Genomic DNA, 24,845 nt, shown 5'->3' with positions numbered 1-24,845 from the left:
CTTCGTCGTCGGAATAGTGGGTCATCGCCCGTTCGACGACCTTGGCCGGCATCGGCAGATAGCCTTCGCCGTCCTTGGACATCAGCCGTGCGACTTCCGCCTTGTTCTGGGAGGAATAGATCTGGGCGCGGACCACCGCATTCATGACCTTCTGGGTCCATTCCTGCTTTTCGGTGGTGGCCTGCTCGTGCATGCAGATCACGCAGCACGGATGGTTCTTCCAGACGTCGCCGGTGAAGCGCAGCATGCGCGCACCCGCCTTGATTTCGCCGAGCGCGTTGAACGGTTCGGCGACGATGTAGGCGTCGATCTTGCGGCTGGCGAGGGCGGCCGGCATTTCCGGCGGCGGAAGGATCTGCAGGTTGCATTCGTCGGCGGCCAGCGGCTCGCCTTCGCCCTTGATCACCGCCTTGATACCCGACTGGCGCAGGGCGTACTGCAGCACGATGTTGTGCATGGAGTACCAGAAGGGAACGGCAACCTGCTTGCCGCCAAGCTGCGAGAAGTCGGTAATGTCCGTGTGGCCGCCGACCACCAGGCCGGAGCCGTTGGTGTGTGCCCAGGCCATCAGCTTGACCGGAATGTTGTTGTTGTAGCGCATCCAGACCGGGATCGGCTTCAGGAAGTGCACCAGGTTGAACTTGCCGGAAACGAAGCCTTCCACCAGCGGCGACCAGCCGCGGATCAGGGTCGGACGTTCGGCGGTCAGGCCTTCGTCTTCGAAGTAGCCCATGCCGTGGGCGACCAGCAGGGCCGTCGCGTCGGTGATCGGCAGGTAGCCGATACGCACAACCTCGTCGTCGGCAGAGGCGAACGCCGGGGAGTTCATGGCGCCGATCAGCGGGCCAAGGGCTGCCATCAGGCCGCCGGCTGCGAACATGTCCAGCGTCTGACGCCGGGTGAAATCGCTCGGGATGTAGTCGTCATCCCAATCCAGGTTTCCGGTGTTGTTGCCGTCTGCCTGTCCGTTTTTCTTATCGACCATGTCATTCCCCTTGTTACTGGAAGGTGGGTTTCTCTGGATGGTGGTTCGTTTATTTGATGGCCCGCACCCGCGCCGGAGCGGGTGCGGCCGTGGAAGTCAGCCGGTCCGGCGCCGCGGATTCGGCCATGGTGAGCCCGGCCGCACCCTCATAGGCTTCGACCAGGGCGACCTTGGCGGTCGCGAATTCCGGGCTGGAGGGTGCGCGGTCGCCTTCGATCGGAATGGCGACTTCCGCGGAAAAACGCCCCGGGTTGGCCTTCATCACTAGGGCCCGGTCGGCCATCATCACGGCTTCGTTGATGTCGTGGGTGACCAGCACCAGAGTGATGCCCATCTCCGCAGCGATGCGGCGGATGTCCCGCTGCAATGCATGACGGGTGAAGGCGTCGAGCGCCGACAGCGGTTCGTCGAGAAACAGGATCTGCGGGTTGAGAACCAGCGAGCGGGCCAGAGCCACGCGCTGCTGCTGGCCGCCGGAAAGATCCTGGACATTGCGCTTGGCATAGGAGCCGAGCTCCACCAGCTCGAGCATTTCCGGAACCCGGGTCTTCGCCTCACGCATCCGGCCGTTGAACTTGAGCCCGACGGCGACGTTCTGTTCCACGGTCATCCAGGGATAAAGGCTCGGCGCCTGGAACATCATCACCCGGCTGGGGGAGGGGCCGGTGACGAGCGCGCCGTCCACATGGACCGTGCCTTCGCTTGCCTGGGACAGACCGGAAAGGATGTGCAGCAGGGTGGACTTGCCGCAGCCGGAGCGGCCGATCAGGGCAATCGCCTCACCGGGCTGGATCTCCAGGTCGATACCGTCCAGGGCTTTCGTGGCCCCGCGCCGGTATGTGTGGGAGATCCCCGTTGCCTTTATATGTGCACCCTTCACCATCAAGCTCCTCGAAAAGGAAACAAACCGTTCTGTTTTCTTTTCGATTGATTTGCATGGAACGTGCCAACTGGCGGAAAGGACCTCGTTGCCTTGAATCTTAAACGGAATTTCAATCTGGGTCCGTTTTTTGAGCTTGCTGCGCTGCACATAATGCGCGCGATTGCCCGAAAAACAGCCTATTTTCTGAGCGGGTGTACCTCAGGTTCACCGTTTTCGCAGTCCGGAGGATCGCGTTCATAATATTGCAATCGGCGCCTCATTGCGTTACCAATAGGAAACAGATCTGTATTCTTTTGGGGGCAATCTTGGCGACGGTTATTGAATTGGAAAAGGGCGTGGAAGGACGTGGCGGCGGCGCGAAAGAGCGGTTGCTTCTGGCGGCGTCCGACCTGTTTTGCCGGCACGGGATCAACGCGACCGGTGTCGATGCGGTGGTCGCGGCCGCCGGTACGGCCAAGACCACCCTATATAAAGCATTCGGATCGAAGGAAGGTCTGGTGGAAGCCGTCCTCGAACGAGAAGGCGAGCAGTGGCGCAACTGGTTCGTAGCGGAAGTGGATGCCATTCCAGGCGATGCGACCAACAAGCTCGTCAACCTGTTCGACGTGCTGAAGCGTTGGTTCTGCGAGGAAAACTTCTTCGGCTGCCCCTTCATCAACGCGGTCGGCGAGCACGACAAGGACGACGACCGTCTCCGGGACATCGCGATCCGCCACAAGACGGTGGTGCTCGACAAGATCCGGGAATTGGCCAGGGATGCCCGCCCGGCCGACCCCGAAGGCCTGACCCACGAACTGGGGCTTCTGATCGACGGCGCCATCGTGGCCGCCCTGATCACCCGGGATCCGAGCGTTGCCGATCATGCCCGCAATGCCGCGGCGCGGGTCCTGATGAAATAAGCATACCCCGAGCGGGGGCTATTTCTTCGCCAGAAAATTCTCCAGAAACGAGACGAATTTCGGATCGGTTCCATAGGCGACGTTCACGCGCATGGCTGCGCGTTGCCGTTCCTTCCGGTTTGGCCGGAAGACGGAGCCGGGAGCGATGAAGATGCTTTGTTCGGCGGCCTTCCGGCACAGGTCGAGTTCATCGACCCCGTCGGGAAACTCGGTCCAGAGATAGAAGCCCGACGTCGAGCTTTCGCGGACCGACAGGCCGAGCGCTTCCATCTGGGTGTAGGCGGCCTTGTGCGCGTCTTCCACGCGGGTCTTGAGCCTGCGCAGGTGACGCAGATAGTGGCCGGCCTGGATCAGGTTGAATATGAACCGTTCCACATGGTCGGACGAGGCGACCGACGTGATCATCTTGATGTCGTTCAAGTGGCGGACGATGGAAGGATTGCCCGCCACATAGCCGCAGCGCAGCCCGGCGGACAATGTCTTTGAAAACGTGCCGACGTAAAGCACCCGGTTGAGCTGATCGAGAGCCGCAAGTCGGGGCAGGGCGGTGGGCACGATGTCGGCAAGGGCATCGTTTTCGACCAACAGGAACCCCCAGCGTTCAGCAAGCTGCATTAGGCCGAAGGCGCAGGCCGGCGACAGAGAGCTTCCCGTTGGATTATGCGCATGGGACTGGGTCACGAACATTTTCGGCCGGTGGACGGCGAGCTTGGCCGTCAGATCCTCAAGGTCCGGCCCGTCATGGTTTCGTTTGATCCCGACGATTTCCGCCTTGGCGAAGGTCAGCTTCGCGAACAGCGGATAATAGCCGGGATCGTCGACAAAAACCGTGTCCCCCGGTTCGATCAGGTGCCGGATGATAAGATCGAGCCCGTGATTGACGCCGTGGGTCAGGAGCAGACCCTCGGGCTGAACGGAAATCGACCGTTCCAGCAACAGGACCCTTAACCGCTCCCGCAAGGACGCATAGCCCCAGGGGCTGCCGTAGCCGAAGTTGATGGCGTCGGGGTAGGGGGCCTTGGCATTGGCGAAATGGCGACGCAATTCCGAACCCTCCATCCAGAAGGCGGGCGGGCGTCCGTCGCCGGGACGGACCTCGTAATGCTGGTCGAGCTGTTCGCGCAGAAGCGAGACCGCATCGACGGCTGCCGTCACATGCGGTGCGGGCGGTGCCGGGTTGGGCGCCTTGAACTGGGCGATGTAATAGCCGGATCCGGCCCGTGCCTCGAGCAGGCCTCTGGCGACAAGCCGGTCATAGGCCTCGGCCATGGTGTTTTTCGAGACGCCGTGCTCGCGCGCAGCCTGGCGGATCGACGGCAGGCGCTCGAAGGTTTTGTAGGCGCCGGCTTCCAGCATCAGCGCGACCTTCTCCACGATGCGGTCGACGCGGGATGTGCGTTTCGGTCCATCGCTCCTACTGGCGCTCCTACTGGCGCTCATACTGGCGCTCATACTGGCGCTCATACCGTCGCTCATACTGGCGCTCATACCGTCGCTCATTAAAATTGTCCCCCCCGAAATTTCTGGTACAGTGTCTGAAGAATCAATCCCAACTGTCCCTTGATTGTCCCAATAAATTTTAGGACAGATTAGATCAATGGACAAATAACACCATAGTTCCCTGGGAGGACATCATGACGGAAGTGAATAGGCGTCGCCTGCTGGTTGGTACCGCATTCGGTGGAGCTGCTCTGGCAGCCCCGGCTGTTGCGCAGGCACAGGAAACCGTCGAATGGCGCATGCAGGCGCTCTGGGACGCTGGCACCACCCCTTATGAATTCGAGAAGAAATTCGTCGACCGGGTCGCCGAACTGACGGACGGCAATTTCAAGATCAATCTGTTTTCCGCCGGCCAGCTGGTTCCTGCGAACCAGGCCTTCGATGCGGTTCGCGCCGGCGCCTTCGAGATGATGAAGACCTTCGACGGCTACGAAGCCGGCAAGATCCCGGCTTTCGCCTTCACCTCGACCATCCCCTTCGGCTTCCCGGATCCGGACCAGTACGAGGCGTGGTTCTATGAGCTCGGCGGCCTTGACCTCGCCCGCGAAGCCTATGCGAAGGCAGGTCTGTTCTACATCGCGCCGACCGTCTACGGCGAAGAGCCGGTCCATTCGAAGATCAAGATGGAAAGCATCGCCGACATGGCCGGCAAGAAGGGCCGTTTCGTCGGTCTGGCCGCTGCCGTGATGGGCGATCTGGGTGTTGCCGTGACTCCGATGGCAACCGCCGAAGTCTATACCGCTCTTGAAAAAGGCCTGATCGACTTTGCCGACCGCGGTGACCTGACGGCAAACTACGAAGCCGGTCTCGGCGAAGTCGCCAAGTACATCATCCTTCCGGGCGTCCACCAGCCGACGACGGCGACCAGCTATGTCGCGAACCAGGCGGCCTACCAGAGCCTGCCCGATGACTACAAGGCGGCCCTTGCCGTCGCCGCCCGCGAAATCTCCGGTTCCCTGCGCCAGCACATCATCGTCCAGAACACGGAAGTGCTGAAGAAGTACAAGGAACAGGAAGTCGAAATCATCCGCCTCGACGAAAGCGACGTCGCCACGACGCGCGCCAAGGCGGTCGAGTCCTGGAAGAAGGCCACCAAGGGCGACGATCTGGCGACCCGCGTGGTCGACGGACAGATCGAATTCATGACGTCCCTGGGCCTCATCTGACCCCGCTTCCTCCCCCTGGGCAGGCGGTGCATACTGCGCTGCCTGCCCTTTTTGTCTGAAATTCGAAATGCGCTGGTCGCGACCCACATGAACGCAGTCTGCGTCTTTATCACCGGTGTGAACCGGATCCTGTTCGTCTTCGCTGCCGCTGCGATCTTCGCCGTAGTGCCGATGCTTCTCTATGAAGTCGTCGCGCGCTATGCCTTCGATGCGCCGACGGTCTGGGCGATGGAAGCGAGCACCTTGGTGTTCGGTCCGCATTTCATGCTCGCGGGACCCTATCTGCTGCATCTCAAGGGGCATGTGGCGGTTGACATCTTCAGTGCCAAGCTGAGCGGTGTCCCCCATGTGCTCGCGGGGATCTTCACCCATCTCGTCGTTGCGGTCTTCGCCGGTGTCTTCGCGGTCGTCAGCTGGCCGCTTGCGATGAATGCCTACGGCTTGGGTGAAACCAGCTTCTCCGCCTGGAACCCGCCGATCTGGTGGCTGAAATTCATCGTGCCGCTGGCTTTCGCCATGCTGTTCGCACAGGCACTCGTCGGAGGCGGCAATGGCCGCTCGCGGCAAGGATGCGGTCCCGATCGGAGGCTCGGCGCATGAGCTCCGAACTCGTTCTCGTCGTCATGTTCGCCAGCCTCGTCGGGCTTCTTCTGACCGGCGTGCCGCTCGCCTTCACCCTTGGCGCCCTGGCGCTGGTGTTCACCCTCGCCCTGTGGGGACCGGCGGCGCTGACCGTCACGGTGCTCAATCTCTACGCCACCATGACCTCGGAATCGCTCCTGGCGATCCCGCTCTATGTCATGATGGCCAGCGTGCTGCAGCGCTCAGGCGTCATCGAAAGCCTCTACAAGGCCATGGAACTGTGGTCCCGCAGGCTTCCGGGCGGCCTGGCAGTCGGCACCATCGCCATCTGCACGATCATCGCGGCCATGACCGGCATCGTCGGTGCAGCCGTCGCGGCCATGGGTATGCTGGCCCTGCCGTCGATGCTGAAGCGCAAATACAGCCCGGAACTGGCGATCGGCACGATCTGCGCTGGCGGCACGCTCGGAATCCTCATTCCGCCGTCGGTCATCACCATCGTCTACGCGGTGACGGCACAGGCCTCCATCGGGCAGATGTTCATCGCCGGGGTGGTGCCGGGCCTGCTGCTCGCCTCGCTCTACATCGGCTATATCGTGCTGCGGTCCGCAATCAACCCGTCGATTGCCCCGCGGCCGTCTGCGGAAGAGGGGGCCGCGACCTGGCCCGAGCGGATCGCCTCTTTGAAGTCGCTGGTCCTGCCGCTCCTCATCATCGTCGGCGTGCTCGGCACCATCTACATGGGGGTTGCCACCCCGACCGAAGCCGCCGCCGTCGGTGTCGCCCTGGCCTTTATCTCGGCCGCGATCGAACGCCGGCTCGGCTGGGAGCTTGTCTCCGGCGTCGCGATGGATGTGGTCAAGGTCACCACGATGATCTTGTGGATCACCATCGGTGCGCGGGCCTTCGTTGCCATCTTCACCGGAACCGGCGGGGCTGACTTCCTGCTGTCCTTTATCCAGAACCTGGATGCCAGCCCCTGGGTGGTTCTGGCGGTCATGCTGGCGATCCTGTTCTTCCTGGGCATGTTCCTGGACGAAATGGGCATCATCCTCCTGTGCGTGCCCGTCTTCCTGCCGGTGATCGATTACCTCCACTTCGACCGGCTCTGGTTCGGCATCCTGTTCCTGGTATCGGCACAGATGGCCTACATCTCGCCGCCCTTCGGCTACACGCTGTTCTACATGAAAGGCGTTCTGCCGGCCGGCATCGGTATGGGAACGGTCTACCGAGCCATCGTTCCGTTCATCCTTCTCCAGGCGCTCGGCATTCTGGTCTGTGCGCTTTTCCCGGAGCTCGTGCTCTGGCTGCCCCAATCCATGATCAACTAATTATCGACAGGACATCCGATGAGCGACGTCAAATCGTCCCGTATTGAAGGCCTTCACAAGATGAGCCCCGACGCCCGGCTTCAGGCCGTGGCAAGTCAGGCCGGCCTCGACAATGAAGCCGTGGCCAGCCTCGCAGACGCGGCTTCCGGCCAGATCGAACTGGCCGACCGGCTGGTTGAAAACGCCATTTCCAGCATGGCCATTCCGGTCGGCGTTGCCACCAATATGACCGTGGACGGGCGGGACGTGCTGGTGCCGATGGCGACAGAGGAATCCTCCGTCATCGCCGCCGTCTGTAACTCCGCAAAGCGGTGCCGTCCGACCGGCGGCTTCAAGACGTCCACCAGCGGGCCGATCATGGCAGCACAGATCCAGTTGTTGGGCGCCAGCGATCCGGAAAACGTGCGCCTGAAGGTGCTTGAGCGTTTCGAAGAGATCAAGGAGATCTGCGACGCGACCGATCCGCTGCTTCTGAAATTCGGCGGCGGTTTCCGCGATCTCTATATCCGTGTGGTCGACAGCGCCGAAGGCCCGATGACCGTGGTCCACATCATCGTCGACACCCGCGACGCCATGGGCGCCAATGCGGTGAACAGCATGGCCGAGGCGCTGGCGCCGAAGCTCGAGGAATGGACCGGCGCCCGCAGCCTGCTGCGCATCCTGACGAACCTCGCCGACCGGCGTGTCGCCCGCGTGCGGGCCGTCTGGCCGCTCGATGAAATCGGCGGCGAACAGGTGCGCGACGATATGCTGTCCGCCTACTATTTCGCCGATGCAGATCCCTACCGCGCCGCGACCCATAACAAGGGCATCATGAACGGTATCAGCGCCGTGGTTCTTGCCACCGGCAACGACACCCGTGCCATTGAAGCCGGCGCCCATGCCTATGCGGCCAGGGACGGTCGCTACCGCTCCATGACCCGCTGGGAAAAGGACGGCGACGGCAACCTCGTCGGTATTCTGGAAATGCCGATGGCGGTTGGTCTGATCGGCGGCGCCACCAAGATCCATCCGACGGCCCAGGCCAACCTGAAGATCCTCGGCGTGAAGACCGCCGATGAGCTGGCGCGCATCATCGTCGCCGTCGGCCTCGCCCAGAACTTCGGCGCCATGCGCGCCCTGGCAACGACCGGCATCCAGAAAGGCCACATGGCGCTGCATGCCCAGAACGTGGCCTTGATGGTCGGCGCCGTGGGCGAGGAGATCGACAAGGTCGCCAGTGGACTGAAAGCCCTCGGCAAGGTGCGTCAGGACATCGCCGAGGAAATCCTCGCGCGCCTCAGGTCCGGCAACTGAACGATCTGAAAGCCGGCCGTTAAACGTCGGCCGGCTTTTTTCGTTCGTCTAATGCGCCCGCGGGGCGTAAGCCGACGGATCGACCGTGTCCGGCCGCCCAGGCAGGGACAGCGTTGAAACGCGTGGCGGGGTCTCCGAGATCACCTTGCCGGCCTTGACGACCGCAAGGCGGGTCGCCTTCAGGCGGATCGCCTCGATGGTGTCACGGGCCTGCAGCAGCACGAAGTCGGCCTTGCAGCCCTTGTCCACACCATAGCCTTCCAGCCCCATGATCTTTGCCGGGTGGGTGGTGACGCACTCGAAGGCGTAGCGCATCGCCTCGCGGCTGGTCATCTGGCCCACATGCAGTCCCATGCTTGCCACTTCCAGCATGTCGCCGGAACCTATGGAATACCAGGGATCCATCACGCAGTCGTGGCCGAAGGCGACGTTGATGCCGTAGCCGCGCATCTCCGGCACCCGGGTCTGGCCGCGCCGTTTCGGGTAGGTGTCGTGGCGCCCCTGAAGCGTAATGTTGATCAGCGGATTGGCAATGGCATGCACTTCCGCCTCGGCCATCAGCGGCAGCAGTTTCGAGACATAGTAATTATCCATGGAATGCATGGAGGTGAGGTGGGAGCCGGCGGTACGGCCCTGCAGCCCCAGCCGCTGGGTCTCGTAGGCAAGCGTCTCGATATGGCGTGACATCGGGTCGTCGGTCTCGTCGCAGTGGAGATCGACCATCAGGCCCCGATCGGCGGCGATCTCGCACAGCCATCTTACCGAACGGGCGCCGTCTTCCATGGTGCGTTCGAAATGGGGAATGCCGCCGACGATGTCGACGCCCATGTCGAGGGCTCTCAGAAGGTTCTTTTCCGCATTGGGTGAGCGGAACAGCCCGTCCTGCGGGAAGGCGACCAGTTGCAGGTCGATATAGGGCGCGATCTTCTCCCTCACTTCCAGAAGACCCTCGACACCGGTCAGCCTGTCATCGCAGACATCCACGTGGCTGCGGATCGCGAGCAGGCCCTGGCTGACGGCAAGGTCGCAATAGCGTAGCGCCCGTTCGACCACCGCCTCGACGGTCAGGATCTGCTTGAGCTCCCCCCAGAGCGCGATGCCTTCCAGAAGGGTGCCGCTCTCGTTCATGCGCGGCAGGCCGAGGGAGAGCGTCGCGTCCATGTGGAAATGGCAATCGATGAAGGGCGGCGAAACCAGCTGGCCGTCCGCATCGATGGTGCGTGCTGCCTCGGCGGTGATGCCCGGCTCGACGGCGGTGATCTTGCCGGCCTCGCAGGCAATGTCGACGCCAGTCCGGCCGTCGGCGAGATTGGCGTTCTTGATCAGGAGATCGAGGCTCATGGCAACGTCTTTCCTCTCATCGCTGGCCGCGGAAATAGGGCACGAGAAGCGCGCGCGGATAATCCGCCTTGCGCGCCACCAGGACAAGGGCGGCGATCGACAGGAGATAAGGCATCATCAGGAACACCTGTCCGGGAATGAAGCTGCCGACCTCCGTCTGCAGCCGCACCTGGAAGGCGTCGAAGGCACCGAAGAGCAGGGCGCCGAGCAGGGCTTTGCCCGGTCGCCAGGAGGCGAAGACGGTGAGCGCGATGCAGATCCAGCCGCGGCCGTTGACCATGCCGAAGAAGAAGGCGTCGAAGGCGGACATAGTCAGGAATGCGCCGCCGAGCGCCATCAGCGCCGACCCGGCGACAACCGCGCCGATCCTCAGCCCGTAGACGGAAAGCCCTTGCGATTCCACCGCCGACGGGTTGTCGCCGACGGCCCGGATCGCAAGCCCGAGCGGGGTGCGGTAGAGCACGAAGGCGGTGACCAAGACGACGGCGAGTGCCAGGAAGGTCAGCGCCGTCTGCTGGAACAGGGCCGGGCCGATGAAGGGCAGGTCGGAAAGGATCGGAATATCGAGCGGCTTGAACGCCTCGATGCGCGGCGGCGAGGACACGTCCGGCAGCGCCGTGCGGTAAATGAAATAGCTGAGCGAGGTCGCAAACAGTGTGACGCCAATGCCCGATACATGCTGGGACAGGCCGAGCGGCACGGTCAGGATCGCATGGATCAGGCCGAAGAAGCCACCGGCAAGCGCTGCGACCAGAACGCCGCCCCATAGCCCGGCGCCGAGCCAGACCGCCATCCAGCCGGCCATGGCGCCGGCGGTAAAGATGCCTTCGATGCCAAGGTTGAGGACGCCGGCGCGCTCGCAGACGAGGGCGCCGATCACGCCGAAGATCAGCGGCGTGGCGATGCGGAGCGCCGCGGCCCAGAAATTGGCGGCAAGGAGAATGTCGAGAATATCGCTCATTTCGCCGCTCCTTCCGCGTGCCTTTGACCGACGAAGCGGACCTTGAACCTGAGGAACAGGCCGGAGACCAGGACCGAGATCAGCGCCATGGCGACGATCAGGTCCGCCAGGTAATTGGAGACGCCGGTCGCGCGTGACATGGAATCGGCACCGACAAAGATGCTGGCGATGAAGAGGGCTGCGACGACCACGCCGATCGGGTTGAGCCCGGCGAGCATGGCTACCACGATGCCGGAATAGCCGAAACCGGGCGAGAGATCAGCGGTGAGGTAACCCTTGAGCCCTGCGACCTCGCCAACACCGGCAAGACCGGCAAGCGCGCCGGAAATCAGCCCCACCCGGATGAAGGTCGCCGTCACCGGAATGCCGGCATGGCGGGCGGCATTGGCGTTTTCGCCGACGGCACGGATCTCAAAGCCCCAGACGGTGCGTTTCAGCAGAAGATAGACGCCGATGGCCGCGACCAGCGCGACGATCAACCCGCCATGGATGCGCATGCGCGCCATCAGCTTCGGCAGGGCGGCGGCGTCCAGCATCGGTTCGGACTGGGGCCAGCCCATGCCCATCGGGTCCTTCATCGCCCCTTCGAGCATCATCTGCACGAAAAGCAGGATGACGAAGTTGAGGAGCAGGGTGGTGACCACCTCATCGACGCCGAGCCGCGTCTTGAGTAAGGTCGGACCGAGCATGACCAGCCCACCGGCCAGCGCTCCGCAGAAGACGACCAGCGGGATCAGCACGAAGGACGGCGCGTCGATCACCCCGGTCCCGACCGCGACCGCGGCAAGGGCGCCGGCATATAGCTGACCTTCGGCGCCGATGTTCCAGAGCTTTGCCCGGAAGGCAAGGGCGGCGGCCAGGCCGGTCAGGATCAGCGGCGTCGCCCGGGTCAGCATTTCGGTGAAGGCGAAAAGGGAGCCGAAGGCGCCGGTCGCCATCAGTCCGTAGGCCTTGAAGATGTTGAGGCCCGCAAAAGCCATCGGGATCGCGGCCAGCGCCAGGGCGATGAGCGCGGCCGTCACCGGAACGAGGATCAGGCGGGAGAGGGAGGCCGGCTCAAGCGGCTCGAAACGGATCATGCGGCCTGCTCCTCGCTGTGTCCGGCCATGCGCAGGCCGAGCGTGCCCCGGTCGAGGTTTTCGGTTTGCTCCGCAGACGAAAGATGTCCGCGATGGATCACCGCGATCCGGTCGGACAGGCGCATGAGTTCGTCCAGGTCTTCGGAAATCAGGATGACGCCGGCCCCCCGGGCGCGGGCTTCGAGCAGGCGGCGGTGGACGTCTGCCGTGGCACCCACGTCGAGGCCCCGCGAGGGCTGGGCGGCGAGCACCACGATGGGATTGGAATCCAGCGTCCGGGCCAGGACGATCTTCTGGATGTTACCACCGGAAAGAAGCCGCGCCGGGGCATTACCGCCCTGGCAGCGGATGTCATAGGCGGCAATCGCCTCTTTGGCGCGGGCAGCGATGGCGTCGAAGCGCAGGAAGCCGAAGCTCTGGTTTTCCGGCTTGCGGATCGTCTCGATGGCAAGGTTTTCGGCGACCGACATGGGTCCGACGATGCCGTCCCTGTGCCGGTCTTCCGGAATACGGGCGATCCCGGCATCGATCATGCTGCGCGCCGATGACCGCGTCAGCGGTTTTCCGTTGAGGCTGACGGTTCCGGAAACAGGCGCTTCCAGTCCGGAAATCACCTTGGCGAGCGTGCCCTGGCCGTTGCCGGAAACGCCCGCAATACCGAGGATCTCGCCGGAAAGAAGCTCCAGGTCGACCGCATGCAGCGCATCGCGGCCGCTGCCCGTGGTGACCTGTGACAGAACGAGAAGGGCCGCACCCGGCTGCTGCGGGGTGCGGGTGCTTTCCGGCACGCTCTTGCCGACCATCAGTTCGGCAAGCTGGCGCTTGTCGCAGCCGGCGGTCGGCTGATCCGCCACCTTGCGGCCGCCGCGCAGGACGCCGATCCGATCGGAAGCGGCGAGCACCTCGTCGAGCTTGTGGGAAATGAAGATGATGCCCAGGCCGTCTGCGGCGAGTTTCTTCAAGGTGGCGAACAGCGTGTCGGATTCCTGCGGCGTCAGCACGGCGGTCGGTTCGTCGAGAACCAGCACCCGCGCATCCCGGTAAAGCGCCTTCAGGATCTCCACCCGCTGCTTCTCGCCGACCGAGAGCGAGGAAATGCGGGCGTTGAGGTCGACGGTCAGGCCGGAGCGCCGCATCAGCTCGTCCAAATGCCTGCGGGCCTTGCTGCGGGCGGAGCTGAAACTGGAAAGCGGCTCGGTGCCGAGCAGGATGTTTTCAAGGGCGCTGAGGTTTTCTGCCAGGGTGAAATGCTGGTGGACCATGCCGATCCCGGCACTCAGCGCCGCATGGGGCGAGCCCGGCTCGAGTTCCTGCAAGGTGCCGTCTGTGCCTGCCATTTCGACCGTGCCTTCGTCGGCGACATAGTGGCCGAACAGGATGTTCATCAAGGTTGTCTTGCCGGCGCCGTTTTCACCCAGAAGTGCGAGGATCTCGCCACGGCGCAGATCCAGGGAGACGTCGTCATTGGCGGTCAGTGCGCCGAAGCGCTTGGTGATCCGCGTAAGCCTCAGAACGACAGGTGCCCCGTCCATCGTGCCGGTCATGAAATCCTCTCCCCGAAGCGCATGCGTGTCCGCAGCCGGTTCATGCCGGAGGCATGACGGCAAAACAGTGCATCCGGCTGCGGATAGCGTCAAAAGCCATTCCGCAGCCGGACGACGATCTTACATGGTCGACTTCGGTTCGCTGTCGTTGACGTTGACGCGGAACAGGCCGTCGAGGATTTCCTTTTCCTTCTCCTTCGAGGCCTTCAGAGCATCGGCCGGAGCGAGCTTTTCGTCGGCGACGAAGCTGCCGCCACCATAGGACATGAAGCTGTAGGGGCCATAGTCGGAAGGCTCGAAGCTGTCGGTGGCGACCGCTTCAATCGCCTTGTCGATGGTCGGCTCCATGTGCCACAGGGCCGAGGCGAGGATCGTGCCCGGATAGTCGCCGGCGGTATCGATCACGTTGCCGATAGCGAGAATACCTTTTTCCTTGGCCGCGTCGGAGACGCCGAAACGTTCCGCGTAGAGGACGTCTGCGCCCTTGTCGATCATGGCGAAAGCGGCTTCCTTGGCCTTGGGCGGGTCGTACCAGGAGTTGATGAAGGTCACGAGGAACTTCACGTCCGGGTTGGTCGACAAGGCACCTTCCATGAAGGCGTTCATCAGCCGGTTTACTTCCGGAATGGCGTAGCCGCCGACCATGCCGATGACGTTCGACTTAGTGGTCGCACCCGCGATCATGCCGGTCAGGTAGGACGGCTCATGGATCCAGTTGTCGAATACCGAGAAATTCGGCTTGGCCGGACCGAAGGACGAGCCCATCAGGAAGGCCGTGTCCGGATATTCCGCGGCCACCTTGCGCGCTGCGCGTTCCACGGCGAAGGCCTCGCCGACGATCAGGTCCATGCCCTGTTCGGCATATTCGCGCATGACGCGCTCATAGTCGGTGTTGGCGGTGTTTTCGGAAAAGACATAGGTGACGTCGCCGCGATCCTGTGCGGCATTCAGCGCCTTGTGAATGCGGCTGACCCACTGCTGTTCCACCGGAACGGTGTAGATTGCGGCAACCTTGAGCGGCTTGTCCTTGGCCGAAGCCGCGTCGAAGGGAAGCGTTGCGATGGCCGCGACGGTAAAGGCCACCGACAGGAATGCCCGCCGGGACCAGTTGAAAAATTTTGAATATGCCATTTTGAACCCCTGGAAACTGTTTTTGGCGCAAAGAGTTGATCATATGTTTTGCACGCTCACAATATGGGCATCGGCTTTGCTGGCTAATTTTTTGAGCTTTTGGACAAATATTCCCGGAAACCGGAGCGTTTGCAGTTGACGCTGCGTCGGCGGGGCCTGTCTCAAATGACAGTGCGAATGCTGCCGCTATTGCCAAATGATCCTGCTGGCCTTACCTGAAAGCGTGCTATGCTGCACTGCAATATAGCTGTGCAATCCATTTCAGGATTTAGGCGAAATGGCCAGGAATGCCCCAAAACCCCACACACTCGATCTCGCCCTTCAAGGCGGGGGCGCCCATGGTGCGTTCACCTGGGGCGTTCTGGACAGGCTTCTGGAACACCCCGGAATTGTGGTCGGTGCGGTCAGCGGCGCCAGTGCTGGCGCTCTGAATGCGGCCGTACTGGTGTCCGGGCTCGCCAACGGCGGCCCGGTAGAAGCCTCAACCCGGCTGGCCTCCTTCTGGAAGGCGGTGAACCAGTCCGCACGGCAGACCACGGTCCTGCCGTTTCTCGAAGCCTTTCCCGCGGCCTTCCAGACGGCGGACATGTTGTGGTCGATGGTCAGCGCCGGTGGCATTTCCGTTACCCCTTCGCCGCGTCTCGGCCGTATGGCCCAGGGGATCCTGCGCGACGTCGTCGACGCGCATGTCGATTTCGATGCGATCCGGTCGCCGCAGGCGCCGCAGATATTTGTATCCGCCACCAACGCCCGTTCCGGTGCGCCGCGTATCTTCCGCAATGACGATCTCAGCATCGATGCTCTGCTGGCCTCCGCCTGTCTGCCGATGAACTTCCCGCCGGTCACCATCGACGGCGAGGACTATTGGGATGGCGGTTACAGTGCCAATCCGCCCATTCTGCCGGTCGTTCAGGAAAGTGCGTGCAGCGACCTGCTGCTGGTGACGGTCAACCCGGTCACCCGCAAGGACACCCCACGGGCCATGAACGAAATTCCCGGGCGGATCAGCGAATTGATGTTCAATCTGAGCCTGGTGAAGGAATTGCGCGGCCTGTCGCTGCTGAAGGAGGACATGGGCGCCTGGCAGGTCTTCGGCTCCGGTCTGATCCGGGCTATCCGCGATCTGCGTCTTCATGAAATCTACGACGAGGAAACCATGTCCAAGGTGGACCCGCGGTCGAAGATGACGCCCGGCTGGGAATTGCTGACCCATCTGCACGAGGCGGGTCACACGGCGGCGGATCGCTGGATCGACATCTGCTCCGGCGATCTGGGCAAGCGCTCCACCGCCAGGATTGCCGAACGGTATTTCTGATCCAAGGGACCTGTCAGGCCGGTACAGCCTCGGTGGTCTGCAGGCCTTTGTCGTGCTCGATCGCGACCTGCTGCGCGATCCTTGCCGCCTGCGCGATCAACTCGTCCCGAGGTTCCCCGATGAAGGTGGCGGTGAAGTGGAGCGGTGTCGGCAGCCAGCCCGGGTCGAAGGTGGCGATCCGCTTCTCCGCGACCAGCCGTCGCCCGAGCACGGTCGGCAGAATGCCGACGCCGATGCCGGACGCCACCATTTCAAAGCCGGTGGACAGGGAATTGGTCGGGAAGATCTGCGCGGTGCTGCCATAACGCTCCTGAAGTTCCCGGGTCAGTTCGCGGTGGGGGCGCGAGTTCCGGTTATAGGTAATCACCGGCGTGACGCTCAGGTCGGGATCGGCCAGGTCGAGTGGTCGGTACCAGCTCAACTCGAAAGGCGGTAGATCCAGATTGTCGACGCTGAAGTCGGATACCGGCCCCATCAGGATCGTGAGATCCAGTGACCGCTCAAGCAGCATGTCCCGGAGATTGAACGAGATGTCGACCGACACCTCGATCTTCAGTTTCGGAAAGGTCTGGTGGAGCCGGGCGATAAAGTCGGGCAGCCAGGTCTGCGCAACGGTTTCTGCCACCCCCAACCGGAGCAGGCTGCTGACGCTATCCGCCGGCATGACATCGGCCTTGATGCGTTCGACGAGGGCCGCGATCTGCTCCGCATGATTGCGTAAAAGCACACCCTGCTTGGTCAGCGTCACCCCGGTCGGGCCCCGGCTGAAAAGGGCCGTGCCCAGGTCGCTTTCCAGGCTGGTGATGCGCGCAGATACCGCCGGTTTGCGAGATGTTCATCTGCTCCGCGGCCTTACGCACGCCACCGAGCCGCGCCACCCATAAAAAACGTTCTCAATTGCTCCAAAGTCATGGCAAGTCGACCCTGTTAAGTGATCAGCTATTTCTATCACTTTGGACAGAAAATAGCGATTTGACTTTATACGCCCACAACCTCAGCATTTTCCAGAACGAGTTGAGGTGGGCATGACGGCACTTGTCGAATTTACCGATCTGGTCGGACAGGATGTGGCAACGGTTTCGCGATGCGATCCGGCAGGGACGCTACGCCGGGCACACGGCCGGCCTTGCCGCCGGCCAGCTCCAGTGCAACCTGGCAATCCTGCCCGGTGAGCTTGCCGACGACTTTCACGAATTCTGCCGAAAAAACCCGAAGCCGTGTCCGCTGGCCGGCGTCTCCGAACCCGGCAATCCGCATATCCTGCGGCTGGGCGCGGCGGTCGACATCCGCACCGATGCGGCGCTTTACAACATCTACCGCAACGGGGTCCTGGCCGATCAGGTGCGCGATCTGAACGATTACTGGCGCGACGACCTCGTCGCCTTTGCCATCGGCTGCTCGTTCACCTTCGAAAATGCACTGGTCAAGGCGGGCATCCCGATGCGTCATATCGAGCGCAACGTGACCGTACCCATGTTCCGTACCACGATCGAGACCGAACCCTGCGGCGCCTTCGGCGGCGGCATGGTCGTCTCCATGCGCCCGGTCGCAAAGGACCGGATCGAAGAGGTCTATTCAATTTGCGCGCGCTATCCGCTTGCGCACGGCAGCCCCATCCACATCGGGGCACCGGAGAAAATCGGGATTGCAGATATAGAAAAGCCCGACTGGGGAACGCCCGTGAACATTGGGCAAGGGGAGGTGCCGGTCTTCTGGGCCTGCGGGGTGACGCCACAAGTCGCCATCATGCAGGCCAGGCCGGAGCTTTCCATTGCCCATGCGCCCGGCGCCATGCTGATCACCGACGTGAATGAGCTGACGCCGCCGATCTACCCTTATAACGACAATAATAAACCGACTTTCTGACCCTCAGAGGATGGAGAATGACATGATGAAACGTCTCGCCCTTACCACCATTTCGCTGGCAGCCCTGTGCGCCGGGTCCGCGGCCGGCGCGGAAGAACTGTCCGTCGTCGGCAGCTGGAGCAGCCTGCCGCTGCACAAGCAGTACGAAACGCCGTTCTGGACCGAAACCCTGCCGGAAGTCTCCGGCGGCGACTTGACCGCGACGCTGACCACCCACGACCAGATGGGCATCTCCGGCGGCGACGTCTTCCGCATGCTCTCCCAGGGCGTCTTCGATGTCGGCATGACCGTGGCAGATTACGCGGTGGCCGACAGCGCGCCCCTGGAAGGCCTCGACGTTCCGCTGATCGCCACCGATGCCGCGACCGCAAAGAAGGCCGTCGATGCCGCACGGCCGATGGTCGACGACATCTACAAGGACGTGTTCAATTCCAAGGTTCTGGCAATCGCGCCCTATCCGCCGCAGGTCGTCTTCTGCAATGCGGACATCAAGTCCCTGGACGATCTCAAGGGCAAGAAGGTCCGCGCCTCCGGCCGCATGACCGCGAAGTTCCTGGAAGCGCTCGGCGCGGAAGGCGTGAACGTCAGCTTCGGTGAGGTTCCAGGCGCCCTGCAGCGCGGCGTGGTCGATTGTGCCGTCACCGGCGCGGGCTCGGGCTATAATGCCGGCTGGTGGGAAGTCTCCAGTCACCTGATGACCTTGCCGCTCGGCGGCTGGGATCCGGTTGTCACCGCCATCAATATGGACAAGTGGAACTCCCTGTCCGATGAGCAGAAGAATGTTCTGCAAACCGCGATCAAGGAAAAGTTCGAGGCTCCGGCCTGGGATGACGCGCAAGGCGCTCTTGAAAACGACATTGCCTGCCTGACCGGAAAGGGCGAATGTCCCTATGGTGACGCTCGCAGCATGGTGCTGGTCACGCCGAGCGCGGCCGATGAGGCCAAGGCGAAGGACGTGCTGATCACCCAGGTGCTTCCCGACTGGGCCGAACGTGCCGGTTCCGACTGGGCCAAGCGCTGGGCCGACAGCGTCGGCAAGGTGACCGGCGTCGAACTCGACGTGAACTGAGGCCTTTTCTCATGACTCCGCTCATTGCCTTTTTAAGGAAAACCAATGACCGCGTGGCGATCGGCGTCGGGCTTGCCCTGCTTGCCTGCGTCGTCTTCACGCTCGTTGAAATCGTTTCCCGCCGGTTGGGAGCGTCATTGGGCGGAGTCGATGAGATTTCCGGCTATGTCATGGCTGTCACCACTAGCTGGGGTGTCAGCTACGCTCTGACGGAGCGGGCGCATGTGCGCATCGACCTGCTCCGCCAGCGCCTCGTTCCTGCGGGCCGGGCCCTGCTCGATGCCATTGCCATGTTCTGCCTGGCCGCAACCGCCGTGGTCGTCGCCTGGCGCGGCTGGAGCGTCGTCGCCAAGACGCTGTCCACCGGCGCCCGGGCAAATACGCCGCTGGAGACGCCCTTGTGGATCCCGCAGACGCTGTGGTGGGCCGGCTGGCTCTGGTTCGCCATAACGGCCTGCCTGCTGATGGCCTTCGTTCTCGTGAAGCTTATGCAGGCGGACTTTGACGCGGTCGATGACGCCGCCGGGGCGAGGGGCGAGGCATGATCCAGTTCACCGCTTTCGGGCTGCTCGGGCTTCTGGCGCTCTCCATTCCTGTCGGCGTGGTCCTGTTCCTGCTCGCCTTCGGTATCGACGCCTTCTTCAGCCCCTTTCCGCTGATGCGAGGGCTCGGCCAGGTCGTCTGGTCGTCGTCGAACAGCGCCACCCTTATCGCGATCCCCCTGTTCGTGTTGCTCGGCGAAATCCTGGTACGCAGTGGCGTTGCCAACCGGACATACGCGGCGCTCGACAAATGGGTCTCCTGGCTTCCGGGCGGGCTGGTGCATGCCAATATCGCCACCTCGACCATGTTTTCCGCCACCTCCGGCTCGTCGGTCGCTACAGCCGCGACGGTGGCAACGGTCGCCATGCCCCAGGCACGCGACCTTGGCTATAACGAGAAGCTTTTTTCCGGAGCGATCGCCGCCGGCGGTACGCTGGGCATCATGATCCCGCCGTCGATCAACCTGATCGTCTACGGCTTCCTCACCGAGAGCTCGATCCCGCAGCTCTTCCTGGCAGGGCTCGTGCCTGGCCTGTTTCTGGCCGGTCTGTTCATGGCAGTCACCGCGATCCTGTGTGTCCTGAAGCCGGAACTCGGCGGCCCGCGCCGCTCCAGTTCGTGGGGCGACCGCTTTGCAAGCCTGGCCGATCTCCTGCCGATCTTTGGTTTGTTCGCGGCCATCGTCGGCTCGATCTATGCGGGCTGGGCGACGCCCACGGAGGCCGCAACGGTCGGCGTCGCCATTGCGCTGGTGATCGCGGCCCACCAGAAGGCGTTGAGCCGGGCGATGATTGCCGATGCCTTGCGCGGTTCGGTCAAGACGTCCTCCATGATCATGCTCGTGGTCATCGGCGCCTATGTGCTGAACTTCGTCCTCACCGCAGCCGGTGTCAGCCGCGCGCTTCAGGATGTGCTGAACAATCTCGGGCTCGGGCCGCTGGCGACCCTGCTGGTCATCGTGCTGATGTACATCATCCTCGGCTTCTTCATCGAAACCCTGTCGCTGATGGTGGCGACGATCCCGATCGTGGTGCCGATCATCATCCATCTCGGCTACGACAAGATCTGGTTCGGCATCCTGATGATCATCCTGGTCGAGATGGCCCTGATCACACCGCCGGTCGGGCTGAATCTCTACGTGGTGCAGGCCGCGCGCGGCAATCGCCCCTTCAGCGACGTCATGCTCGGCTGCATTCCCTTTGTCATCGCGATGCTGGTCATGGTGGGGCTCCTGATCCTTGCCCCGCAGATCGCGCTCTATCTGCCATCCACCTTGTAAGAGGCCACCTTCTCAGAGGCCAACTTTTAAGAGGAACATCATGCAGTTCAAAACATCGACGGGGGTGCTGGAATGCACCCCTGATACCCTCATTGTTGCCGGATGGACGGGCCGCGACCGGGCCGCCGTGGACCATCACATCGAGGAACTGGCTGCCATCGGCGTACCGGCACCCTCCACCGTTCCGCTCTATTACGAGTGTGCCGCGTCCCTTCTGACACGGGATGACCGGATCGAGGTGCTGGGCGGGGAAAGTTCCGGCGAAGCGGAACCGTTCCTTCTGAAGGCGAAGGACCAGATCTGGCTCGGCCTTGCCTCCGACCACACCGACCGGGCGCTGGAAACCTATTCCGTCGCCCATTCCAAGCAGATATGCGCCAAGCCGGTCGCCGACACGTTGTGGCTGCTCGACGACGTCATCGATCATATCGATAGCCTGATACTGAAGTCCTGGATCCGCGAAGGCGGAGAATGGGTCGCCTATCAGGACGGTACGCTGGCTTCCATCCTGCCGCTCACCGAGTTGATGGCCGGAATCTCGTTGGAAGAAGGCACCGCCATGCTTTGCGGTACGCTGCCGGCCATCGGCGGCGTGCGCCCGTCGGCCGAGTTCAAAATGTCCCTGATGGACCCTGTAACGGCGAAGTCGATCGAATGGGGCTACAGTTATCGCGTTCTTTCGGTTATCTCCTGAGTACCTGCCGCCGAACTTTCAGCTGACGAGGACATCCATGAGTAAAGACCTGCAATTCCCCTGGAGTGCCGGGACGGCGCCCGCCCGCGTCGAGGCCGCCCTGAGCCGGATTGCAGAGGACAAGGCTGTCGAGGCCGTCTTTACCAAACCCCTTGGCGACCGGGCCCGTGCCCAGGCGAAAGCAGCGGCGGCCAAGACTTCGCCGCTCGCCGGTGCGCTCGTCAGCGTCAAGGCGCTGTTCGATGTGAAAGGCGAGGTCACGACCGCAGCGACGCAGGTGTTGAGAAATGATCCGCCGGCGGCCGCCGATGCGCCGTGCATTGCCGCCCTCAGCGATGCAGGCGCCGTCTTTGTCGGTCTGACCAACATGTCGGAATTCGCCTATTCCGGCATCGGCATCAATCCTCATTACGGCACGCCCGACAATCCGGCCTGGCCCGGCGGCGTGCCGGGCGGATCGACCAGCGGCGGCGCGGTGTCCGTGGCGCTGGGCCTCTGCGATATCGCCATCGGCAGCGACACCGGCGGCTCCCTGCGTATTCCGGCGGCCTTCACCGGCATCACCGGCTTCAAGCCGACCCAAGGCTCGGTCTCGCTTGCAGGCGGCAAGCCGCTCTCCGATACGCTCGACAGTTTCGGGCCGATGGCAAAGACGGTGGCTAGCTGTGAACTCGCCTGGCAGGTGATGGCAGGGCTTCCGGCGGAACCGGTTGCCGCCGAAAAGCGGCGCCTGATTGTTGCCCGCAATTTCGGCTTCGACGAGATGGACCCTGCGATTGCTGCCGGTTTCGATACGGTTCTGGACGCCCTGCGCGCCGCTGGTTTCGAGATCATCGAACGGGACCTCGGCGTGGTCGATCTCTACACGCAGGTGCCGCCCTGGCACATGACCTCGGTGGAATCGCGCGCCCATTACGAGGACCATTTCCAGGGTTCTCCGTACAAATTCGATCCGCGTGTCTATGCCCGCATGGGCCGCGCCGGCGAAATCACCGCGGTCGAATACCGCCAGACCCTGAACCGCCGGGCTGCGTTCGCGGAGGCCTTCGCGGAAGAGCTCGGCGAAGATCTCCTCATTATGCCGACGACCCCGATCCTGCCGCCGTCACGGGAGGAGCTGATCGCCGATGACGAGGCCTTCAACCGCCTGAATCTTCTGGCGCTCAGGAACCCGTCGCTCGCCAATGTCGCCGACGGCTGCGCCATCGCGCTGCCCTATGACCATCAGGACAAGACCTTAAGTGCGATGCTCGTCGGCGCAAAGGCCAAGGACCAGACCCTTCTGTCCGCCGCCAAGGCGGTGGAAGCTGTGCTGAAGGGCTAGGTCGATAAAAAACTTCAGCCGCCATTCCAGGTTGAAAATCGATTGACCTAAAGCAGCTTTTGTTCTTTGTCTTGGGCATGACACGCGATCCGAAAGTCCAGGACATACTTTCCCGTTATGCAGCGGGAGAACGTGATTTTCGTAACCTGGAACTCGACGACCGCGCCTATGATTTCGACAATGTCGATCTCCGCGGTGCGGTCTTTACCGGGAGTTTTCTCTCAGGCAGCTTCAGAAACGCGGGCCTCAGAGGCGTGAACTTTTCCAATTGCAACGTAAAAGCTTGCGACTTTTCCGGAGCGCGGCTGACCGATGCGACATTCTATGGGTCGGCCATTGATGCGGCCGACTTTGACGGTGCGGACTTGAGCGGCTCCAATTTCGAAGAAGCCAGTGCCTTCGGATACGTTTTCGCGCTAGGCGAATTACCGCCGCATTGAATCTTGGCAGCAAGGCGGCGCCGGTTAGTCCACCCCGACATCAAGCCCAAGAAAGCCCAGCTGCACGTCCAGTTGCCCGGCGCCCATGCCGCTGCCGTCGACAATGGCTTTGCCTGCGCTCTTGGCGGCCTGAACGAAGGCCGTATCGCCGGAGACGGTGACGACGTCGCAGCAGAGTTCTGCGTTGGCGATGACGGCCTCAGGAAAGGGCAGGGGGTCCTTTTCGGATTTGCCCAGCGTAGTGGCGTTGACGAGCACCTGCGCTTCGCCGGGCGTGTCTGAAATCTCGACTTCCGGCCAGTGATCGCGCACCAGCCGAAGGGCCGCTTCGCGCCGGGCCGGATCGATCTCCTCAAGGGTCAGCCCGCCGATCCCCTGTTCGCAAAAGGCATCGATGATCGCCATGCCGGCTCCGCCGCCCGCACCCGTGATCCAGGCGGTCTTGCCTTTGAGATCCGTCCCGGTGCCGGCAATGGCACTGCACATGGCAAGACCGTCGGTTGCGTCTCCGGTCAGTCGACCGTCCGGTTCCCGGCGAACGGTGTTGAGTGCGCCGAGCCGTGCGGCCCGGTCGGTCATGCCGTCCACGGCGTCAAAGGCGGCCTGCTTGTGCGGATAGGTGATCGAACAGCCGAGCATGTTGGAACTGCCGCGCAGGACTTGCCAGAAGCCGTCAAGTGTCGCTGGTTCCAGGTCCAGGCCGAACATGACCGCATCAATATTCTTCTTCTGGAACAAGGCGTTGAAGGCGGGGGGAGAGAACACGCCCGACACCGGATGACCGATGATCGGAAACAGCCGTGTGGCGCCGGTGATCGGCATTAAATCCCTCCCGAATTTTCAATCTTGACTCGTTTATAAAAGGATTCAAGAAATATCCAACATTTTTGGGAATGGGACATAAAATGCTCTTTGGCAAACGGCAGGACGAGGACGATACGGTTGTCGCCATGCTGGCGTCGGCGCTTCGCCGGGACATCTCCTTCGGTGTGCTGCGGCCCGATCAGAAGCTCAAGATCGAGGCCCTGCGCCAGCGCTACGGCGGGTCGAACCATTCCATGCGCGAGACCCTGCGCATGCTGTCTGCCGAAGGCCTGGTTGAGGCGACCAGCCAGCGTGGCTTCCGTGTCACATCTGCCACGGAAGAAGACCTGCGCGACATCCTGCTGATGCGGCTGGAGATCGAGAAGCTCGGCCTCGCCCGGTCCATGGAGCGCAGCAATGTCGCTTGGGAAGGCCGGGTCATGGCGACCTTCCACACCCTTCATCACGCGGATACCCACGTCCAGGCTCAGCCCGACGATCTGACCGCGCTGGAGTGGGACGAGGCCTGCCGGGCGCTGTCCGCCGTTCTGATGGAAGCCTGCGGCTCGCCGCGCCTGATCGGCCTGGCTGAAAAATTCTTCAACCAGTCGCGCCGCTTCCGGCTGGCGCTGCTGCGGGAAGGACATATCGACTTCGCTGCGCGCAAGGCCCGTCACGATGCCCTGCGCGACGCGATCCTCGGCAAGGACACCGACAGAGCTCTTGCCTGTCTTGAAGAGGAGATCGCGGCCGATCTCGGCCGAAACCGCTGATAATTCGCCGCACCTGACAAGCGGCAGATAACCATAAAAA

Annotated in this window: 24 protein-coding genes and 1 pseudogene; 14 read left to right on the top strand and 11 right to left on the bottom strand. The window is 62.7% G+C overall.

From position 1 onward, the window contains the following. Together ABIN98_RS23925 and ABIN98_RS23920 are read right to left on the bottom strand one after the other, a co-directional pair. Positions 1-985 (bottom strand): ABC transporter substrate-binding protein (locus tag ABIN98_RS23925; RefSeq protein WP_346913870.1); only part of this gene is annotated, 985 nt, incomplete at its 3' end. A 49-nt stretch (positions 986-1,034) separates the two neighbouring features. After that, a complete protein-coding gene (locus ABIN98_RS23920; RefSeq protein WP_346913868.1) occupies positions 1,035-1,868 on the bottom strand; it encodes an ABC transporter ATP-binding protein in 834 nt (277 codons plus the stop codon). A 305-nt stretch (positions 1,869-2,173) separates the two neighbouring features. Between ABIN98_RS23920 and ABIN98_RS23915 the strand changes: the two genes are divergently transcribed. Beyond that, positions 2,174-2,767: a TetR/AcrR family transcriptional regulator gene (locus tag ABIN98_RS23915; protein ID WP_346913866.1), complete on the top strand. Its 594-nt coding sequence runs from the start codon at positions 2,174-2,176 to the stop codon at positions 2,765-2,767. Between the two features lie 18 nt (positions 2,768-2,785). Here the strand turns inward: ABIN98_RS23915 and ABIN98_RS23910 are convergent, their stop codons facing one another. After that, positions 2,786-4,267 carry a PLP-dependent aminotransferase family protein gene (locus ABIN98_RS23910; protein WP_346913864.1) on the bottom strand — a complete coding sequence of 494 codons (1,482 nt, stop codon included), beginning with the start codon at positions 4,265-4,267 and terminating at the stop codon, positions 2,786-2,788. A 134-nt stretch (positions 4,268-4,401) separates the two neighbouring features. Between ABIN98_RS23910 and dctP the strand changes: the two genes are divergently transcribed. From dctP to ABIN98_RS23890, 4 genes are all read left to right on the top strand, one after another. Continuing rightward, entirely contained in the window at positions 4,402-5,433 is a 1,032-nt protein-coding gene (gene dctP / locus ABIN98_RS23905; RefSeq protein ID WP_346913862.1) for a TRAP transporter substrate-binding protein DctP, read from the top strand. A gap of 87 nt (positions 5,434-5,520) precedes the next feature. Further along, positions 5,521-6,033 (top strand): TRAP transporter small permease, encoded by a 513-nt coding sequence (locus ABIN98_RS23900; RefSeq protein WP_346913860.1) that lies wholly within the window; start codon positions 5,521-5,523, stop codon positions 6,031-6,033. After that, positions 6,030-7,346, top strand: coding sequence for a TRAP transporter large permease subunit (locus tag ABIN98_RS23895; RefSeq protein WP_346913858.1), 1,317 nt, complete (start codon positions 6,030-6,032; stop codon positions 7,344-7,346). Before ABIN98_RS23900 ends, ABIN98_RS23895 begins: the two co-directional genes overlap by 4 nt. An 18-nt stretch (positions 7,347-7,364) precedes the next feature. Then, complete coding sequence (locus ABIN98_RS23890) at positions 7,365-8,642, top strand: hydroxymethylglutaryl-CoA reductase, degradative (RefSeq protein ID WP_346913856.1); 1,278 nt, start codon at positions 7,365-7,367, stop codon at positions 8,640-8,642. A gap of 48 nt (positions 8,643-8,690) precedes the next feature. Here ABIN98_RS23890 and ABIN98_RS23885 read toward each other — a convergent pair whose 3' ends face one another. The 5 genes from ABIN98_RS23885 to ABIN98_RS23865 form a co-directional block, all read right to left on the bottom strand. Then, a complete protein-coding gene (locus ABIN98_RS23885; RefSeq protein ID WP_346913854.1) occupies positions 8,691-9,983 on the bottom strand; it encodes an amidohydrolase family protein in 1,293 nt (430 codons plus the stop codon). A gap of 16 nt (positions 9,984-9,999) precedes the next feature. Continuing rightward, positions 10,000-10,944 carry an ABC transporter permease gene (locus tag ABIN98_RS23880; protein WP_346913852.1) on the bottom strand — a complete coding sequence of 315 codons (945 nt, stop codon included), beginning with the start codon at positions 10,942-10,944 and terminating at the stop codon, positions 10,000-10,002. Further along, positions 10,941-12,023, bottom strand: coding sequence for an ABC transporter permease (locus tag ABIN98_RS23875; protein ID WP_346913850.1), 1,083 nt, complete (start codon positions 12,021-12,023; stop codon positions 10,941-10,943). Before ABIN98_RS23875 ends, ABIN98_RS23880 begins: the two co-directional genes overlap by 4 nt. Continuing rightward, a complete protein-coding gene (locus ABIN98_RS23870; RefSeq protein ID WP_346913848.1) occupies positions 12,020-13,567 on the bottom strand; it encodes an ABC transporter ATP-binding protein in 1,548 nt (515 codons plus the stop codon). The genes ABIN98_RS23875 and ABIN98_RS23870 overlap by 4 nt, the downstream gene beginning before the upstream one ends. Before the next feature lie 120 nt (positions 13,568-13,687). Beyond that, on the bottom strand, positions 13,688-14,698 hold the full coding sequence (locus ABIN98_RS23865) for a BMP family protein (RefSeq protein ID WP_346913846.1): 1,011 nt from the start codon (positions 14,696-14,698) through the stop codon (positions 13,688-13,690). A gap of 277 nt (positions 14,699-14,975) precedes the next feature. On the opposite strand from ABIN98_RS23865, the gene ABIN98_RS23860 reads away from it, so the two are divergent. Further along, positions 14,976-16,013, top strand: a complete 1,038-nt coding sequence (locus ABIN98_RS23860) for a patatin-like phospholipase family protein (RefSeq protein WP_346913844.1) — start codon at positions 14,976-14,978, stop codon at positions 16,011-16,013. A gap of 13 nt (positions 16,014-16,026) precedes the next feature. Here ABIN98_RS23860 and ABIN98_RS23855 read toward each other — a convergent pair whose 3' ends face one another. After that, positions 16,027-16,677 (bottom strand): substrate-binding domain-containing protein, encoded by a 651-nt coding sequence (locus ABIN98_RS23855; protein WP_346913878.1) that lies wholly within the window; start codon positions 16,675-16,677, stop codon positions 16,027-16,029. Positions 16,678-16,752: 75 nt separating this feature from the next. Next, positions 16,753-16,827, bottom strand: a pseudogene (locus ABIN98_RS23850) (hypothetical protein); the annotation flags it as partial. Between the two features lie 251 nt (positions 16,828-17,078). Here ABIN98_RS23850 and ABIN98_RS23845 point away from each other — a divergent pair. The 7 genes from ABIN98_RS23845 (at position 17,079) to ABIN98_RS23815 (ending at position 23,228) form a co-directional block, all read left to right on the top strand. After that, a complete protein-coding gene (locus ABIN98_RS23845) occupies positions 17,079-17,879 on the top strand; it encodes a putative hydro-lyase (protein ID WP_346913842.1) in 801 nt (266 codons plus the stop codon). Between the two features lie 22 nt (positions 17,880-17,901). Continuing rightward, positions 17,902-18,948 carry a TRAP transporter substrate-binding protein gene (locus tag ABIN98_RS23840; RefSeq protein WP_346913840.1) on the top strand — a complete coding sequence of 349 codons (1,047 nt, stop codon included), beginning with the start codon at positions 17,902-17,904 and terminating at the stop codon, positions 18,946-18,948. Between the two features lie 11 nt (positions 18,949-18,959). Beyond that, on the top strand, positions 18,960-19,493 hold the full coding sequence (locus ABIN98_RS23835; RefSeq protein ID WP_346913838.1) for a TRAP transporter small permease: 534 nt from the start codon (positions 18,960-18,962) through the stop codon (positions 19,491-19,493). Further along, a complete protein-coding gene (locus ABIN98_RS23830) occupies positions 19,490-20,770 on the top strand; it encodes a TRAP transporter large permease (protein ID WP_346913836.1) in 1,281 nt (426 codons plus the stop codon). The genes ABIN98_RS23835 and ABIN98_RS23830 overlap by 4 nt, the downstream gene beginning before the upstream one ends. Before the next feature lie 40 nt (positions 20,771-20,810). Beyond that, positions 20,811-21,464, top strand: a complete 654-nt coding sequence (locus ABIN98_RS23825) for a DUF2848 domain-containing protein (protein WP_346913834.1) — start codon at positions 20,811-20,813, stop codon at positions 21,462-21,464. A gap of 37 nt (positions 21,465-21,501) precedes the next feature. Continuing rightward, entirely contained in the window at positions 21,502-22,788 is a 1,287-nt protein-coding gene (locus tag ABIN98_RS23820) for an amidase family protein (protein ID WP_346913832.1), read from the top strand. 77 nt (positions 22,789-22,865) lie between these two features. Then, positions 22,866-23,228, top strand: coding sequence for a pentapeptide repeat-containing protein (locus ABIN98_RS23815; protein WP_346913830.1), 363 nt, complete (start codon positions 22,866-22,868; stop codon positions 23,226-23,228). A 24-nt stretch (positions 23,229-23,252) separates the two neighbouring features. On the opposite strand, the gene ABIN98_RS23810 is transcribed toward ABIN98_RS23815, so the two are convergent. Continuing rightward, the gene (locus ABIN98_RS23810; protein WP_346913828.1) at positions 23,253-24,050 is read right to left on the bottom strand and encodes a shikimate dehydrogenase; all 798 of its coding nucleotides are present in this window, start codon (positions 24,048-24,050) and stop codon (positions 23,253-23,255) included. 83 nt (positions 24,051-24,133) lie between these two features. Here ABIN98_RS23810 and ABIN98_RS23805 point away from each other — a divergent pair, with 83 nt between their 5' ends. After that, on the top strand, positions 24,134-24,805 hold the full coding sequence (locus ABIN98_RS23805) for a GntR family transcriptional regulator (RefSeq protein ID WP_346913826.1): 672 nt from the start codon (positions 24,134-24,136) through the stop codon (positions 24,803-24,805). The last annotated feature ends 40 nt before the right edge of the window (positions 24,806-24,845 follow it).

Origin of the sequence: uncultured Roseibium sp. (assembly GCF_963675095.2) — a bacterium.
Lineage (GTDB): Bacteria > Pseudomonadota > Alphaproteobacteria > Rhizobiales > Stappiaceae > Roseibium.
This window is presented reverse-complemented; position numbering and strand designations above follow the sequence as displayed.